The 15,152-nt window shown below is 46.4% G+C and carries 17 protein-coding genes; 10 read left to right on the top strand and 7 right to left on the bottom strand.

The annotated features are described in order from the left end of the window. Nucleotides 1-19: 19 nt before the first annotated feature. Both odhB and lpdA read left to right on the top strand, forming a co-directional pair. Nucleotides 20-1,630, top strand: coding sequence for a 2-oxoglutarate dehydrogenase complex dihydrolipoyllysine-residue succinyltransferase (odhB, locus tag ACFPIB_RS08650; protein ID WP_378017040.1), 1,611 nt, complete (start codon nucleotides 20-22; stop codon nucleotides 1,628-1,630). A gap of 202 nt (nucleotides 1,631-1,832) precedes the next feature. Next, a complete protein-coding gene (gene lpdA / locus ACFPIB_RS08645; protein ID WP_378017039.1) occupies nucleotides 1,833-3,236 on the top strand; it encodes a dihydrolipoyl dehydrogenase in 1,404 nt (467 codons plus the stop codon). A 220-nt stretch (nucleotides 3,237-3,456) separates the two neighbouring features. Here lpdA and ACFPIB_RS08640 read toward each other — a convergent pair whose 3' ends face one another. Next, complete coding sequence (locus ACFPIB_RS08640; RefSeq protein WP_378017038.1) at nucleotides 3,457-3,654, bottom strand: hypothetical protein; 198 nt, start codon at nucleotides 3,652-3,654, stop codon at nucleotides 3,457-3,459. 3 nt (nucleotides 3,655-3,657) lie between these two features. Here ACFPIB_RS08640 and ACFPIB_RS08635 point away from each other — a divergent pair, with 3 nt between their 5' ends. The 3 genes from ACFPIB_RS08635 (at nucleotide 3,658) to ACFPIB_RS08625 (ending at nucleotide 6,926) form a co-directional block, all read left to right on the top strand. Then, nucleotides 3,658-4,743 (top strand): DUF3616 domain-containing protein, encoded by a 1,086-nt coding sequence (locus ACFPIB_RS08635; protein ID WP_378017037.1) that lies wholly within the window; start codon nucleotides 3,658-3,660, stop codon nucleotides 4,741-4,743. A 198-nt stretch (nucleotides 4,744-4,941) separates the two neighbouring features. Further along, nucleotides 4,942-6,117 (top strand): zinc dependent phospholipase C family protein, encoded by a 1,176-nt coding sequence (locus ACFPIB_RS08630; RefSeq protein ID WP_378017036.1) that lies wholly within the window; start codon nucleotides 4,942-4,944, stop codon nucleotides 6,115-6,117. Between the two features lie 71 nt (nucleotides 6,118-6,188). Next, nucleotides 6,189-6,926, top strand: coding sequence for a TVP38/TMEM64 family protein (locus ACFPIB_RS08625; protein ID WP_378017035.1), 738 nt, complete (start codon nucleotides 6,189-6,191; stop codon nucleotides 6,924-6,926). Nucleotides 6,927-7,012: 86 nt separating this feature from the next. Here ACFPIB_RS08625 and ACFPIB_RS08620 read toward each other — a convergent pair whose 3' ends face one another. Further along, nucleotides 7,013-7,642 (bottom strand): hypothetical protein, encoded by a 630-nt coding sequence (locus tag ACFPIB_RS08620; protein ID WP_378017034.1) that lies wholly within the window; start codon nucleotides 7,640-7,642, stop codon nucleotides 7,013-7,015. A 276-nt stretch (nucleotides 7,643-7,918) separates the two neighbouring features. Between ACFPIB_RS08620 and ACFPIB_RS08615 the strand changes: the two genes are divergently transcribed. Beyond that, the gene (locus tag ACFPIB_RS08615; protein WP_378017033.1) at nucleotides 7,919-8,203 is read left to right on the top strand and encodes a hypothetical protein; all 285 of its coding nucleotides are present in this window, start codon (nucleotides 7,919-7,921) and stop codon (nucleotides 8,201-8,203) included. 91 nt (nucleotides 8,204-8,294) lie between these two features. Here the strand turns inward: ACFPIB_RS08615 and msrA are convergent, their stop codons facing one another. Further along, nucleotides 8,295-8,780: a peptide-methionine (S)-S-oxide reductase MsrA gene (gene msrA / locus ACFPIB_RS08610; protein ID WP_378017032.1), complete on the bottom strand. Its 486-nt coding sequence runs from the start codon at nucleotides 8,778-8,780 to the stop codon at nucleotides 8,295-8,297. A 259-nt stretch (nucleotides 8,781-9,039) separates the two neighbouring features. Here msrA and ACFPIB_RS08605 point away from each other — a divergent pair, with 259 nt between their 5' ends. Together ACFPIB_RS08605 and ACFPIB_RS08600 are read left to right on the top strand one after the other, a co-directional pair. Then, nucleotides 9,040-9,585 carry a DUF421 domain-containing protein gene (locus ACFPIB_RS08605; protein ID WP_378017031.1) on the top strand — a complete coding sequence of 182 codons (546 nt, stop codon included), beginning with the start codon at nucleotides 9,040-9,042 and terminating at the stop codon, nucleotides 9,583-9,585. Between the two features lie 19 nt (nucleotides 9,586-9,604). Further along, nucleotides 9,605-10,096: a hypothetical protein gene (locus ACFPIB_RS08600; protein ID WP_378017030.1), complete on the top strand. Its 492-nt coding sequence runs from the start codon at nucleotides 9,605-9,607 to the stop codon at nucleotides 10,094-10,096. A gap of 97 nt (nucleotides 10,097-10,193) precedes the next feature. On the opposite strand, the gene ACFPIB_RS08595 is transcribed toward ACFPIB_RS08600, so the two are convergent. Beyond that, nucleotides 10,194-10,373 (bottom strand): hypothetical protein, encoded by a 180-nt coding sequence (locus ACFPIB_RS08595; protein WP_378017029.1) that lies wholly within the window; start codon nucleotides 10,371-10,373, stop codon nucleotides 10,194-10,196. A 266-nt stretch (nucleotides 10,374-10,639) separates the two neighbouring features. Here ACFPIB_RS08595 and ACFPIB_RS08590 point away from each other — a divergent pair, with 266 nt between their 5' ends. Beyond that, nucleotides 10,640-10,957, top strand: coding sequence for a hypothetical protein (locus ACFPIB_RS08590; RefSeq protein ID WP_378017028.1), 318 nt, complete (start codon nucleotides 10,640-10,642; stop codon nucleotides 10,955-10,957). Nucleotides 10,958-11,045: 88 nt separating this feature from the next. Here the strand turns inward: ACFPIB_RS08590 and ACFPIB_RS08585 are convergent, their stop codons facing one another. The 3 genes from ACFPIB_RS08585 to ACFPIB_RS08575 form a co-directional block, all read right to left on the bottom strand. Next, entirely contained in the window at nucleotides 11,046-11,651 is a 606-nt protein-coding gene (locus ACFPIB_RS08585) for a hypothetical protein (RefSeq protein ID WP_378017027.1), read from the bottom strand. After that, nucleotides 11,648-12,397 (bottom strand): hypothetical protein, encoded by a 750-nt coding sequence (locus tag ACFPIB_RS08580; protein ID WP_378017026.1) that lies wholly within the window; start codon nucleotides 12,395-12,397, stop codon nucleotides 11,648-11,650. Before ACFPIB_RS08580 ends, ACFPIB_RS08585 begins: the two co-directional genes overlap by 4 nt. 185 nt (nucleotides 12,398-12,582) lie before the next feature. Then, nucleotides 12,583-13,344 (bottom strand): hypothetical protein, encoded by a 762-nt coding sequence (locus ACFPIB_RS08575; RefSeq protein ID WP_378017025.1) that lies wholly within the window; start codon nucleotides 13,342-13,344, stop codon nucleotides 12,583-12,585. A gap of 193 nt (nucleotides 13,345-13,537) precedes the next feature. Here ACFPIB_RS08575 and ACFPIB_RS08570 point away from each other — a divergent pair, with 193 nt between their 5' ends. Beyond that, nucleotides 13,538-15,109, top strand: coding sequence for a hypothetical protein (locus ACFPIB_RS08570; protein ID WP_378017024.1), 1,572 nt, complete (start codon nucleotides 13,538-13,540; stop codon nucleotides 15,107-15,109). Nucleotides 15,110-15,152: the final 43 nt, after the last annotated feature.

The raw sequence follows: 15,152 nt of genomic DNA, 5'->3' as shown, positions 1-15,152 counted from the left end.
TAATTCTAAAGCAAAATATATGTCATTAGAAGTAAAAGTACCGGTTGTCGGCGAATCGATTTCCGAAGTAACCATAGCCAAGTGGCTGAAAAAAGACGGCGACCAGGTTGCAATGGACGAGATCATCTGCGAACTGGAATCAGACAAAGCAACGTTTGAATTACCAGCCGAAGCTTCCGGTATTTTAAGAATTGTAGCCCAGGAAGGCGATACCGTAGAAATTGGTGGCGTACTGTGCCGTATTGAAGGTAATGGTGCTGCAACTTCTGCCGCCCCAACCGAAACCAAAACAGTTTCCGATCCGCAAAGCACGCCGGTAGCGGAAGCTACACCATCTTCAGGTGCGCAAAACCAGCCACAAACACCCGCTTCTGCTCCGGCAACTGGCGGCGGCGTAAAAGAGATCAAGATCCCGGCCGTAGGAGAATCCATCACCGAAGTTACCATTTCCAAATGGCTGAAAAATGACGGCGATCAGGTTGCTATGGACGAAGTTTTATGCGAACTGGAATCTGATAAAGCTACCTTCGAATTGCCAGCGGAAGCAGCCGGTATTTTAAGAATTGTTGCTCCGGAAGGTTCTACGATTGAAATTGGTGCCGTTATCTGCAAAATTGAAACGACCGGCGCGCAAGCTGGCGTTACAGCTGCTCCAAGTGCTCCGGCAACTCCGGCGCAAACGCAACCAATGCAAGCGGCAACTTCCGGCGCTGCAACTTATGCTTCGGGAACACCTTCGCCAGCTGCTGGCAAAATCCTTTCTGAAAAAGGCATTAACCCGGCCGACGTTCAAGGTTCCGGCCGCGATGGCAGAATTACCAAAGAAGATGCGATGGGCGCGCAAGTCAAACCAGCTGCTGCTCCGGCTGCCGCTGCAAAACCTGCTGCAACTTCAGCTCCGGCCGCTGCCCCAGCTGCTGTAGCAGGAAGCCGCAACCAGCGCCGTGAGAAAATGACCAGCCTGCGGAAAACCGTAGCGCGTCGTTTGGTACAGGTGAAAAATGAAACGGCCATGCTGACTACTTTCAACGAGGTAGATATGAAGCCGATCATGGACATCCGGAACAAGTACAAAGACAAGTTCAAAGAAAAACACGAAGTTGGTTTAGGCTTCATGTCGTTCTTCACCAAAGCCTGTACTGTTGCTTTGCAGGAATGGCCGGCGGTAAATGCAATGATCGATAACGGTGAAATGGTATTCAACGATTTCTGCGATGTTTCCATTGCCGTTTCTTCGCCGAAAGGCCTGGTAGTTCCGGTTATCCGCAACGCCGAGCAACTGAGCCTGGATGGTATCGAAAAAGAAGTAGTACGCTTAGCAAAAAGAGCCCGCGACGGTAAATTAGGCATCGACGAAATGACCGGCGGTACGTTCACCATCACCAACGGTGGTATCTTCGGCTCCATGATGTCAACGCCAATTATCAACGCGCCGCAATCCGCAATCTTAGGTATGCATAACATCGTGCAGCGCCCGGTTGCCATTAACGGACAAGTTGAGATCCGCCCAATGATGTACCTGGCCCTTTCTTATGACCATAGAATAATCGATGGCCGTGAGTCGGTGAGCTTCCTGGTACGCGTGAAGGAATTGCTGGAAGATCCAATGAGACTTTTACTTGGCGTTTAATTTGAAATGATAAAAGAGGAGGGAGGCAGGTTTTCTGAATTTCCTCCTCTTTATTTTTACAATATCTGATACTGTCCCCTTGAGGGGACCATAGGGGTGTTTACACGTGCTGATTTCTTGCAAAAAACATCCCCCTTACCCCCTTCAAAGGGGGAGTATCGCAAAAGAGTTTAAAAAGAGTAATCTTTTAAAAAGTAAAAAAATGAAATACGATGTAACTGTAATCGGTTCAGGTCCTGGAGGCTACGTGGCAGCAATTCGCTGCGCACAATTGGGAATGAAAACCGCGATAATCGAAAAATATAATGTGCTGGGTGGTACCTGCTTAAACGTGGGCTGTATTCCTTCCAAGGCGCTTTTAGATTCTTCGGAGCACTTCCATAACGCTTCGCATACCTTCAAAGAGCACGGCATTGAGCTGGACAACCTGAAAGTAAACCTGGAGCAGATGATCAGCCGCAAAGCCGGGGTTATCAAATCGAACAACGACGGCATTGCTTACCTGATGAAGAAAAATAAGATCGATGTGTTTAACGGTCTGGGTTCATTTGTAAGCAAAAACCGTATCAAAATTGCCTCCGAAAGTGGCGAAGGTCAGGAAATCGAAACCGAGAAAGTGATCATCGCAACCGGCTCCAAACCAACTGTGCTGCCTTTCTTACCGGTAGATAAAGAACGCATCATTACTTCCACCGAAGCCTTAGGACTGAAAGAAATTCCGAAGCACATGATCATCATTGGCGGCGGCGTGATCGGGCTGGAGTTGGGTTCGGTGTATGCCCGTTTAGGCGCTAAAATTACCGTGGTAGAATTCATGGATGCCATCATCCCGACCATGGACCGTGCTTTAGGAAAAGAACTGCAGCGCGTATTGAAGAAAACCTTAGGCTTTGAATTCTTCTTCCAGCACAAAGTAACCGGCGCTACCAACGATGGTAAAAACGTAAAAGTAACTGCCGAAAACACCAAAGGTGAAACTGTTACTTTCGAAGGCGACTATTGCTTGGTTTCTATCGGTCGTAAACCGTATACCGAAGGCCTGAATTTAGAGGCGGCTGGTGTACAGATGGGCGAACGTGGCATGATTGCCGTAAACGATCACCTGGAAACCAATGTACCGGGTATCTTCGCCATCGGCGATGTGGTTCGTGGCGCGATGCTGGCGCATAAAGCTGAAGAAGAAGGCGTGCTGGTTGCCGAATATATGGCTGGCCAGAAACCGCACATCAACTACAACCTGATCCCGGGCGTGGTTTATACCTGGCCGGAAGTTGCCTGCGTGGGTTTCACCGAAGAGCAACTGAAAGAGCAGGGCCGCGCCTACAAAACCGGTTCGTTCCCATTCAAAGCCTCCGGCCGCGCCAAAGCTTCTATGGATACCGACGGTTTCGTGAAAGTATTAGCCGATAAGAATACCGACGAAATTCTGGGCGTGCACATGATCGGTCCGCGCATTGCTGACTTAATTGCCGAAGCCGTAACCGCCATGGAATTCCGTGCCTCGGCAGAGGACGTGGCCCGCATGAGTCACGCGCACCCAACCTACGCCGAAGCCATGAAAGAAGCCTGTTTGGCCGCAACGGAAAACCGCGCGATCCATATTTAATCTGAAGCTCCGGGAATGACTTTTGCGGCTTAAAACGATAGCGTTTTCGGCTTAAAAACTCCGGATATTCCTTTGCTGAAAATGCCTCCTGGTACTGCCATTCCGGGAGGTATTTTTTTGTCCTGACTTTTCACCGCTGTGCTCCACGCCTTAAAAGGCGTGACAATTCAATTTTGTTGGTGAAGCAAGCAGTAATTACATAAAGGCAAACTACTTGGTTTTAAACTCGGCTTTCCATGAGTTTTGAGGCTCCGAAGCATAGCGTTTTTTGCTTAATACCAACATAGAAAGCTGCGCCGGAAACCATCTTTTTTTCAGTGTTGAAAACAAATTTCTTTTCCTGATAAATAACTTCCCCTCTCCAAAAACGGTATGCAAATACACCTGAAAAGTTAGCGAAACGTTGGCGGGAACCCATGCTATGAAAAAACACCTTACCCTCGAATTCGACGAAAAGCAGAGCTACAACCAAGCCGGCAAACACGTGCGCGACGGCCTTTCAACTTCTTTGCTGCTGGGCGATAACCTCTGGATTGCCTGCGATGAACGCAGCAGCCTGGAACGCCTCACGCGCCTCGATAAAGAAACTTTCGGTAGCCATACATCTTTCGAACTGCATAAATACCTGGAGTTGCCTGGCGGAAAAGAGTGTGAAATTGATGTTGAAGGCATGGGTTTCGACGAACATTATTTGTGGATCGTTGGCTCGCATAGTCTGGCTCGCAAGAAACCCAAGAAAAAAGACTCAATGGAAAAGCAAATAAAACGATTGGCCAAAGTGAAGGACGACCCGAGCCGGTATTTGCTGGCGCGTATTCCGATGATCAAAAACAAAGAAACCGGCGAATACGAATTGCATAAAACCTGCGAACGCCCTGATATTCCGAACGTGAAATTACAGGCTTCGCAGCTGGTAAGCTACGGTGATAAAAATAAACTCTGGCAGGTACTGGCTTCGGATATGCACCTGAAACCGTTCATGCAAATTCCCGGCAAAGACAACGGCTTCGATATTGAAGGGCTGGCTTTGAGCAAAGAGAAAATCTATATAGGCTTGCGCGGTCCGGTATTAAGAGGTTGGGCCATGATCCTGGAAGTGGAAATAGAGGAATCCAAGTCTGAACATTTCAAACTGAAACCGATAGGCGAAAACGGTGAATTTTACAAAAAGCATTTCCTGCATTTGGAAGGTATGGGCATCCGGGAGTTGCGTGTAGTTGGCCACGACCTGTTAATTCTGGCTGGTCCCACCATGGATCTGGACGGCACCATTTCAGTGTACTGCTGGAAAAATGCGACCAAACAGAAACCCGAAGCCATTGTGCATCGCAAAGAACTTGAAAGATTATTCGATGTGCCGCACGGCTCCGGCGAAACCAGTGGGCAGGACAAAGCTGAAGGCATGACCCTTTACGACGATAACCACGTGTTAATCGTTTTCGATAGCCCGACGGATAAACGTAAACACGGCGATAACGGAGTAAAAGCAGATATTTATAAACTTTAAAAATGGTAGGGTTTAGTGCCTGAAAACTGCTTGTTACAAAATCTTAGAACTGGTATCTAAACAGCGGCAAAGCAATTTCGTAGGAAAAACAAACGAAACTGCTTGCCTCTATTTAGAAAAATCTGCTGTATCTTAATTTTTTTGCTATTGTTTTTTAGCCAGAAAACGTGCGCTTATTCGGTACTCACCCATCAGGCTATGATAGATGCAGCCTGGGAAAAAGAAATTGTAACAGTTCTGGAAAGTCGGTTCCCCGGAGCAACTGCCAGTGAATTAAAAGATGCCCATGCCTTTGCCTACGGAGGTGCAATTATACCCGATATAGGTTATTACCCATTGGGAAGCCGGTTTTTTACCGATCTGGTGCATTATGTGTGTACCGGAAATTTCACCCGAAATCTTATTGCCGAAGCCACCAACCGCAACGAATTGGCATTTGCTTTAGGCGCGCTGGCGCATTATCACGGCGATGTTTATGGGCATAAACTGGCTACCAACTTAAGCGTGCCGTTGGTATATCCTGAAACCCGCAAATATTTTGGCCAGGTGGTAACCTACGAAGAAGATCCGGTGGCGCACATGCGCATGGAATTCGGCTTCGATGTGCTACAGGCCGCGCGCGGAAATTATGCACCCCAAGCTTACCGCGATTTTATTGGGTTTAAAGTGGCCCGGGAAGTGTTGGAACGCGCTTTTTACAAAACCTATGGTCTGCGGCTGAAACAAATCTTTGTATATCTGCCCCTGACCGAACGGGTTTTTCGCATTTCAGTGAAAGCCGTTTTGCCCCAGATCACCAAGATCGGCTGGCAGTGGGTAGATGAAGAGGCCTTGAAAAATGAAGGCAGCGCTGCCGATCAGAAAGTGGCGCATTTGTTACGCAGAAGCAGTTTTAACGAATTGTTTCGCCAGTCTGAAGACCAGCCGGGCGTTTCGGCGAGAATAATGGCTGCTGCTTTCCGGTTCGTACCAAAATTTGGAATTCTGGAACCGCTCAATTTCGAAATTCCTACGCCGGAAGCCGAAAGTTTATTTGCTGCAAGTTTTGTGGCTGCCCTGGAAGCTTACCGGCTTTCATTACAAAGCCTGCCGGAAAGTTTACCGGAACTGCAAAACTACGACCTTGATACCGGTTTTCAGGCGGAATTAGGAGGATATAAACTGGCGGATGATACGTTTGCGCGTTTGCTTACAAAACTCTCCGATCATAATTTCCAAACCGCTTCTGCAACGTTGCGCGCCGATGGCCTGCTGTATTTCGCTAACTTACCCCCGCCACCCGATTTTCGTAAAGAAAAGAAGCGCTACTCTAAAACCAAAGCCAGCCTGCTAAACCTGAAGCAACACAGCCAAAGTAATTCCGGAAGCAAATAAAACGGTATCCTTTGCGCCCCAAAAATCCGTAGAAGCTTTGCAAACTACTTCTGCAACCAAGCAATTCTAATTTGGAACCTGTACGAACGGAACATAAGCCCAAAGAAAAATCGAGCAAGCTGCCCTTGTACATTACCCTGGTGGTGGTAGGAACCGTCTTCGCGCTTTATTTTTTCTGGCCGCCATTTGCCAACAATGTGCGGGAAGCCTGGAATATTGTTAGTACCGGCGATCAGCAGAAAATTTCGGCCTGGGTAGAGCAATTTGGTTACTGGGGGCCGCTGGTCATTATTTTATTTATGGTGGTGCAAATGTTTATGGTAGTAGTAAATGTGCTGGCTATCATCATTATCACCATTTTGGTTTATGGTCCGGTCTGGGGCTCGCTCATTGCTTTTGCGGGTATAATGCTGGCTTCTATTATTGGTTATGGCGTTGGGCGCTGGGCTGGATCTGCATTAGTGCATAAACTGCTGGGTGTAAAAGCCGCCAGAAAAGTAGAAGTGCAGGTAGATCGTTATGGTTATTGGGCGGTAGCCATTGCGCGCGTAATTCCCGTAATTTCTAACGATGCCATTAGTTTTGTGGCTGGTTCTATAGGTTTGCAATTCTGGAAATTCATGGGTGCCACAACGGCCGGCGTAGTGCCCCTTATTACGCTTATTGCTTTTATTGGCAACGATACTGATAATCTTAAAACCGGCCTTATCTGGTTGTCTTCCGTTGGTGTTGTAGCTTTCCTTATTTTTTATTTCTACGACAAACACAAACAGAAAACCTCTACTTCCCAGGCAAAAAAGGAAAAGTAAAACGCTATAGTTTTCACATAAAAAAGTCCCGGAACTTTAATATTAAAGTTCCGGGACTTTTTTATGTGAAAGTTTAACCTGTTTTCTTAGTGGCTACCAGCCGAACTGCCTTCTTCGTTAGGGTTCTGACGGGTTCTTGGTGGAAATTCGCCACCGTGTTGATGGTCGCCGCCACTTTTCAGTTTCCCCGGAGGAGTTCCGCCTTCGTAGCCTTTGTAATCTTTCGTATTTACGTTGGTTCCGCCCGAACCTTCGTTGCTGCTTGCTCGGCTGCTTGGGTTATTGCTGCCGCTGGAATCAGGGGCGTGCGTGTGGCTTTGCGGACCATGACCGGCACCGCCACTGCTTTTACCGCCGCCAGATCCATCGGTTTTCCCACCCGCATGATTTGCGGTGCCGGTTTGTCGACGAACATCTTCATTTTGTTCTCCGGTTATCCGGTCTTTGCGGTAATCATCGCCCAAGTGCAGGCCAAAACGATCTTCATTGGCCTGATCGCGACTCGAACCTTCTTTTAATGTACCGGCTCCATGCACTTCGCCGGCTTGCGTATGCGAGCGTATGCTATCGTTAGGATTTTCAGCTTTCGCGCCTTGTTCGCCGGCCATGCTGCTACGTTCGCCTGGTCCGCCACCCTGACGGTCTGCTTTGGTACCTTCGCCTTCTAAATGATTCCGGTGGCCACGTTCGCCACTTTCGTTCTTATTAAATTTCATAGTCTTATTCGGTAAAGTGAAACATTGGCTTTGCTTTTGGAGCGTTGCCGTAAGAACAATTTACGGAAGCTTGACGCACAGGTTCGGGTAGTTTTAATGCAATAAGAGGAATGAAACCGAAAAACGATAGCATTTTTAAGCGAAAAAGTCGGGTAAGGAAAAATGGAAGAATAATTGAAACCTAAGCCCGTAAAAAACCGGTATAGTATTTCGGCCCTATTGGAAAAATAGCTAATGAAGGCCGGATAATTTTCATTCTTTAACTTTCAAAACATCATGGAAAATAAAACCAACAAGCCAGATCAGGCACAGCATTCGGCGCAAAATGCCGCTTCAAATCAGAGCAACGGTTTTAATATGGATACTTTAACGGGCATGTTAGGTAACGTGCAGATTCCCGAAAAACTGAAACAATACGGTGAAATGGCTGCTAAAAAAGTGAACAGCCTCAGCACCACGCAAAAAGTAATTGGTGGAGCTTTGCTGGTTTTAGGCGCGGGTTATTTGTCTAAACGCTCTAAAATGAATTTCAGCGGAATTGCCGGTAAATTAAAGCGATAAGCCATTTTAGAAATTGATCTATGAACAAGAAAAGCCTGGTGCTGTAATGGTACCGGGCTTTTATATTTTCAAAGGGGCGTTTGGGCTAAATTTATTTCGTCAGCACTTTTACATAGTTCGAAAAGCCTCTTTTTTCCAGGTATTGCTGATGGTATTCTTCAGCTTTATAAAATGTTCCGGCTGCTGAAATTTCGGTTACAATAGGTTGGTTGCGGTAAATTTCTGATTGCTGGAGCAAGGCTTTTGATATTTGCGCGGCTTCTTTCTGAGCCAGGTTGTGGTAAAATATAGCCGAGCGGTATTGCGCGCCAATGTCAGGTCCCTGACGGTTAAGTGTGGTGGGGTTATGTTGTTGCCAGAAAACTTCCAGCAGATCCTGGTAAGAAATGCGTGCAGGATCGTAGGTAATTTCTACAGCTTCGGCATGCGCAGTTTTATCAGCACAAATTTCTTCATAAGTAGGGTTTTCGGTTATGCCACCTGTGTAGCCAACGCAAGTAGCTGTAACTCCTTCAAGTTGGCGGAAAATAGCTTCAACCCCCCAAAAACATCCCGCTGCAAAAGTGGCCTTCTCCATAAATATATTAATATTGTAATGTATTATTTTACTAAAAACTTCAGGCTTACTTACGTAATTACTTGGGTGCCAGGTTGCCGAATTCTTTTATTAAGCTAAAATTTAAAGCTTTTTCTTATGAATTGCACCCTTCAGGTTTATTTCCGTTTACTAAAAAAGGAGCAATCAGAAACAATATGCAGCGTATAAATTTCTGCAGTTTTCCGGAATAAAAGCCTACCGTTTTTCTTGAAACTTAATCTTAAACTATACAATTTCCATGCTCGATTTTTTGAATGCCTTGATCGGTCCGGATTCTAAAGATATTTTGTGGTGGCAAATGGGGTTGCGGGGTATTCTGGTTTTTCTGCTTACCCTGTTTATGGTGCGCTACGGCGATCATCGCATTTTTGGTAAAAGTACCGCGCTGGATATTGTTTTGGGTATTATTCTGGGTTCCATTTTAAGCCGCGCCATAACCGGTAATTCGCCTTTTTACGCAACCGTTTTCACAGCCATTTTGCTGGTTGGTTTTCATTGGCTGCTGGCCATGGTCGCGTTTCATATAAAGGGTTTCGGGAAATATGTAAAGGGCCAGGAAACACAGCTTATAAAAGACGGCAACCTACTCTGGAAGGAAATGGAACGCGAAAAAGTTAGCCTGAACGACCTCTATGAAGCTTGCCGTAAAGATAAAATGGAAGACCTGAAAAATGTGAAAGATGCCTACTTTGAGCGGAGCGGTGAGATCAGTTTAATTCCCTTTAGTAAAGCCGAAAAACCAGAAACAAAACCTGATGGTTGTAGCCGCGTTATTAATTTCTAAACAATAAACTACCTCTACTATGAAAAAAAGTAAATGGAAACAGAATAAATGCGCTACCAATAACAGTATGCTGAAATCGTTGGCTGGTGGTTTAGCGGGTGCCTGCGCCCTAACTTTGGTGCACGAAACCATGCGCCGTGTGCACCCCGATGCTCCCCGGATGGATCTGCTGGGTATGCGCGCAATTGCCAAAACCATGCGTGCCGCCAATACCGAACCGCCCGCCGAAGAAAAACTCTTTGGCATAACCATGGCCGGCGATATTGTGGCCAACGCGTTGTACTATAGTCTGGCTGGTTGCGATAAAAATGCCTGGCTCCGCGGTTCTATGCTCGGCCTGGCCGGTGGCTTAGGCGGCGTAGCGCTTCCCGGCCCTTTGGGTTTAGGTACAGCGCCAAGCGGCCGCACCACGCAAACCAAAGTAATGACGGTAGCCTGGTATTTATTGGGCGGTTTAGCCGCTGCTGCCGCCGCGCGCGGAATGGATAAACTCCTTAATAGCAAACGCTGAAATTTAAACTACACTAAAAAAAAAGCCGGTTCTGAGCAAAGAACCGGCATTTTTTTTTAGTGTAATTTTCTTCCTGGCACATTTTCAGGAAGAAGCCTTAAGAACTTTTACGACCGGAGCCGCTTTTCTTACCTCCGTGGTCGTGTTTGTTTACCGTGGCCCAGGCGCGCTTTTCTGCTTCCTCGTGGCCAACTCCTTTTTTCTCGTAACTGTCTTCAATGTGTTCCGCCTGTCTTTTTTGTTTGTCTGTATAGGCAGATTTATCTCCTCTTGGCATAGCGTTTTTTCCTTTCGTTTTAGTGTTGAACAATTTTTAGCCCGCCCCGAATTTCCAATTGGCCGGGTGGCAGGTTTTATACGAATCCCTGCGAAATATGATTGAACATAACCTGTTTCAGCCAAAAAGCGGATTGGAAAAAATGGTTGAAAAAGCGGGTTAACGGTTGATTTAGAAAGGTAAAAGGAAAAAAATGACGATTTTTAGTGCAATTTTCGTTCGAAAAGTTTAATTTTGAACCCGTTAACCAAATTTTTAAACAGATAATGAAAGCATTTTATCTTTTTTCGCTGCTTTTCATGCTGGCCTTTACACCGGGGTTTTCGCAGGGACATGGCAGCGCCGCTTCCAAAACAGAATCCCCAAACAATGATCCGCACAAACTCGAAGCCAGTATTTCGCCAGCCGAGCAAGCCCAACGCGACCTTTTAGTGCCTCGTAAATACCAGGAGCAATTAGCCGTTGAAGCCAGCAAACCGATCAAATACGGTCCTTCCAATAGTTCCAGCAAAAGATATTATTCCAAAAAGAAATATCCTTCCCGCAGATATCCGGTTAAGAAAAAAACTACCCGCCGCCGCTAACGGTTGCACAATAAAAAATTAAGAAAAAAGCTGCCTGGTTTGCCGGGCAGCTTTTTTAGTTTTCAGCTCAAAAAGGATAGCGTTTTTCTTATTGCGCCATGGCTGCAATTAATAAAATAAACAACCCGGCATAAATGCCTGCTGCTGTACCGAAACCGGCAGCGGCTTTGCCCAACTTCTGTTTTTTGGCCTGTTGCTTATAGCCGTTTACATAATGCGGATTGTCGAGCAAACGCGTATCGGAGGTTTCCATATTTTGGCGGGAAGGCGAGGAGGTTGCAATGGCAGCACCAACTCCTAAACCAACCGGCGGGTATAAAAGCGTGGAGCCCAAGGTAGCCCAATAAGCGCCCCGTGGTTTATAATATTTTATAGCATCTACTTTTCCCAGGTTATACAGTTCGTTATTGTTTAAAACCGGAGCTTCAACTTTTGCCGGTTGCTGCATTTCTTCCTGAAACAATTCTTTAACGCCATTGGGGTAAGTTATCATAAAAATAGCTGCTTTGGGAATGGCATACGTGGTAGCATTTGCCGAATCCGGAGATAGCCGGTAAAGGACTGAATCGGGCGTAATTTCCAGCACTTTAACCAGGTATTCGTTGCCTTTGCGGTCCAGTATTTTATCTTGCGCCGAAGCAACTTCTGCAAATAGCAGCACAAACAGGCTCAGGAAAATGTATTTTAATTTCATTGGTTTTTCTTTCTGTAGTTAAACCCGACCATGAAACTATAGCGAGCACCTTCTTTAGAAGGCACAAAAGCAAAGTTGAGCGGGTAATTCATATTGCCCGATTTTATAGTAGCGCCGGTGGCAAATACCAGCCCGGCACCCGCCAGCGAAACATTCGGGCCAACCCCAACTTCAAACCCCGATTTTCCTCTTAAGCCAATAATGCCGCTGATGCTCGGTAAAAATAAACCCTGCTCCAGGCCCCCGATCAAGGGAATAAGTTCCAGCAAACCGGAAGTGCCGCGGTCGCTCATAAAGATCTGGGTTTCGAATTGCCAGCCAAACTGGGTTAAAAGGCGGCTTGCCTCAAATTCACGGTCCAGCCTGCGGCTAAGTTCCCCTTTGTCTATTAGGGTTAAGCCAATGCGAGGGCCGTTCAGTTTTACCTGTTCCGGAGCCAGTTCTTCGGGTTGCGGCGCTACGTAGAGTGGTTCTGCTGGGGCCAGGCGAAATGGTTTGTTGGTTGGGGCCGGCTCGCCGAAAACTTCCTTAGCACCATTAGCATACCGAAGCAAAAAAAGGTCGCTTTTGCGGGCTGAAATTATGGGGCCTTCCGGGTTATCGATGCGCTTATATTTTACCAGGTCGGGCGTAATTTCCAGCACTTTTACCGGTATTTCTTCACCGCTTTTTTTAATTAAAACATCTTGTGCCGAAGCAAAGTAAGCACCGAAAATGGCAAAGACGAACAGCAATATTTTTTTCATGCGCAGCAAGATTAGAAGCTATTTATTTCGCCAGCCAAGATAACGTAATTGCATCGTTTATTAAATGTTTCGGTAAAAAAATAACCGCAATGTTTTCTCTGAAAATAGTCTGAAACGCATTCTGAAATTGCTTCACTGAATAAAAAACGCTAGGGAAATCGGCCTGAAAAGTGCTATTAGTTCGTTTATCTTTTCCGGTAGTTAAACCCAAACATTAGGCTGAATCTTGCACCATCTTTAGACGGAACCACCGCAAAATTTACTGGGAAATGAACGTTGCCGGAAGTGAACGAAGTGCCCACCGCCAGCACAACACCGGTTCCGGCCGGAGAAATGTTCGGTCCGAAACCCAGTTCCATGCCGGTTTCGCCGCGCAAACCGAACATGAGGCTGGCACTTGGCAAAAATGCGCCCTGGTCTAAGCCGCCAATCAGCGGAATGAATTCAACCAAACCGGTCGGGCCGCCCTCAATGTTGAAGATCTGGGTTTCGAACTGCCAGCCAAATTGCGAAATAACGGGGCTGGTCGCGTCAAATTCCTCGGCAAGGCGGCGGGTAAGTTTGCCTTCGGTAATGTAGGTTATGCCAAAGCGCGGACCGTTCAGTTTCATCTGGTAAGGGGCTGGTTCTTCGGGTTGCGGTGGCTCAGCCACTTTTACTTCTTTTACCACAGGCCGTGGCGCTACCGGTACCGGCTTAGGTTGTGGTGGTTGCGGCGTTAGAATATCTTTCACGCCGTTCGCATATTTTATCATGAAAACTTCGTGCTTGTAAATCGAAATGGTTGGCCCCTCGGGGTTATCGGCGCGTTTGTAAATAACGAGGTCGGGCGTGAGTTCCAGAATTTTAGCGGCAATTTCCTGCCCGTCTTTTCTGGTGATTACGTCTTGGGCGGCGGCAAAAAAAGAAGCCAGCAAACAAAAACTGAGTAGTAAAGAGCTTTTCATAGTTTTATGCATTTAAATGATACCGTTTTGCAATGTTTCCGGATAAAGATACGCCGCGGGATTAAGGAAAGTAAAACCAGGAATCTGAAGATAAAGACTTTGATGACGGGTTTTAATGCGTTTTAATTAACTGAATTTCAGTTGTTTAAATGTTTGTGAATGAGATGTTTCTTAATGCCGAATTTTGTTTATATTGAAAGCAATTCCAGCTGCTTTGTTTTTCTTTATGGACGATCTGAAAATTACCATCGATACGCTGACCAGTGACCAGAAACGGGAGTTTGTAGATTTTATGAAGCGGCAGCAACGGCATAAAGACCGCAAAGATGTGGCACTGTTCCAGGCCTTGCAGCAAAAGAAAAAGTTATCGCCTACGGAATTACAGCGTAAAATTTACCCGGATGCCGAAAACAGCATGGCTTATTACGCGCTTCGCAAACGGCTCATGCGCCAGCTTTCCGATTTTATTCTGCTTAAGCGCATGGAAGAAGACAGCACTTCGGCTTCGTCGGTTATGGGCATGGTTTCGCTGGCTACGTATTTGTTTGAGGCCCGCGCCGACCGGTTGGCCTGGAACCTGCTGCGCAAAGCTGAAAAACTGGCCGCCGAAAATGAACAATTCGACCTGCTGAATAATATTTATAACCTTCAGATAGAAAAAGCCGACAGCGAATTTGCCGATAATCTGCACCAGATCATTCAGAAACGCAACGAGAACAAACTGGCCGCCGACGAAGAAGAACGTGCCAACATTGCAGCCAGTCTGATAAGAGAGCAACTTACCCAGGTTCGGGCACAAGGCCGCGACCTGCATTTCGACGCGATCATCCAAAAAGTTTTGCATGATTTTCAGCTTACAGAAGTAGCGGGCCGGCGGCCTTCCATTTTCTATAAACTCATGACCATTGCCCGCAGCGCGGTGCTGGCCCGGAAAGATTTTTACCAGTTCGAGCCGTATATTATTGCGCAGTTTCAGCAGTTGGAGCAGCAAAGCGGTTTTACCAAAGCGCAGCTGCATTATAAACTGAACCTGCTTTACATGATCGCGCACGTGCTGTATCGCAACCGTAAATTCAGCCAGAGCAATGCATATCTGGAGCAAATTTATGCCGAGCTGAAAACCAATACCAAAAGCCTGTTCCTGCAATTTTACCCGCGTTACGTATTTCTGAAAACGGCGAACCTGGCCTTTTTAGAGCACCTGAAAGAAGCTTCTGAACTGATGCAGGACCTGATCGAAAAGCAGGGAAATCTGCTCAGCATCCGCGATCAGCTTACGGCGCAATTCGGTTTGAGCTTTCTGTATTTTGCGCAGGAAAACTTCAAAAAAGCCAACCTGATACTGATGCGTTTACCACACTCCGATAAATTCTGCGAAACCAAAATGGGCAAGGAATGGGTGCTGAAAAAGAACATGGGCGAACTCATTTTGCAGATAGAATTGCAGAACCCGGAACTGGCCATGAATAAAGTACGGATCATGGAGCGGAGTTTTAAAAATCTGCTGGCCCAGGAAGCTTACCACAACGTAAAAGGTTATTTGCAGCTGCTTAAAAAACTAATAGAAGATCCGTATTTGCTGGACCAGCCATATTTTATAGAACTGATCGAAAAGGAGCTGGAATTTTTGCCGCTGGAACAGGAAGACATTCAATCGATCAGTTTTTATGCCTGGCTGAAATCTAAAATTCTGAAGCGCCGGTATTATGATGTTTTGCTGGAATTAACCGCCTGGAAAATGCCTGCAAAGGCAGTAGTAAATTAAAAGCACAGAAAAGCTGCCTCGTTTAAAAGCAGCTGTTAGTTTT

The sequence above is a fragment of the Adhaeribacter terreus genome, assembly GCF_042657365.1.
Classification (GTDB): Bacteria; Bacteroidota; Bacteroidia; order Cytophagales; family Hymenobacteraceae; genus Adhaeribacter_A; species Adhaeribacter_A terreus.
The sequence above is the reverse complement of the archived record's forward strand: the minus strand, read 5'-3'. Positions and strand labels throughout refer to the sequence as shown.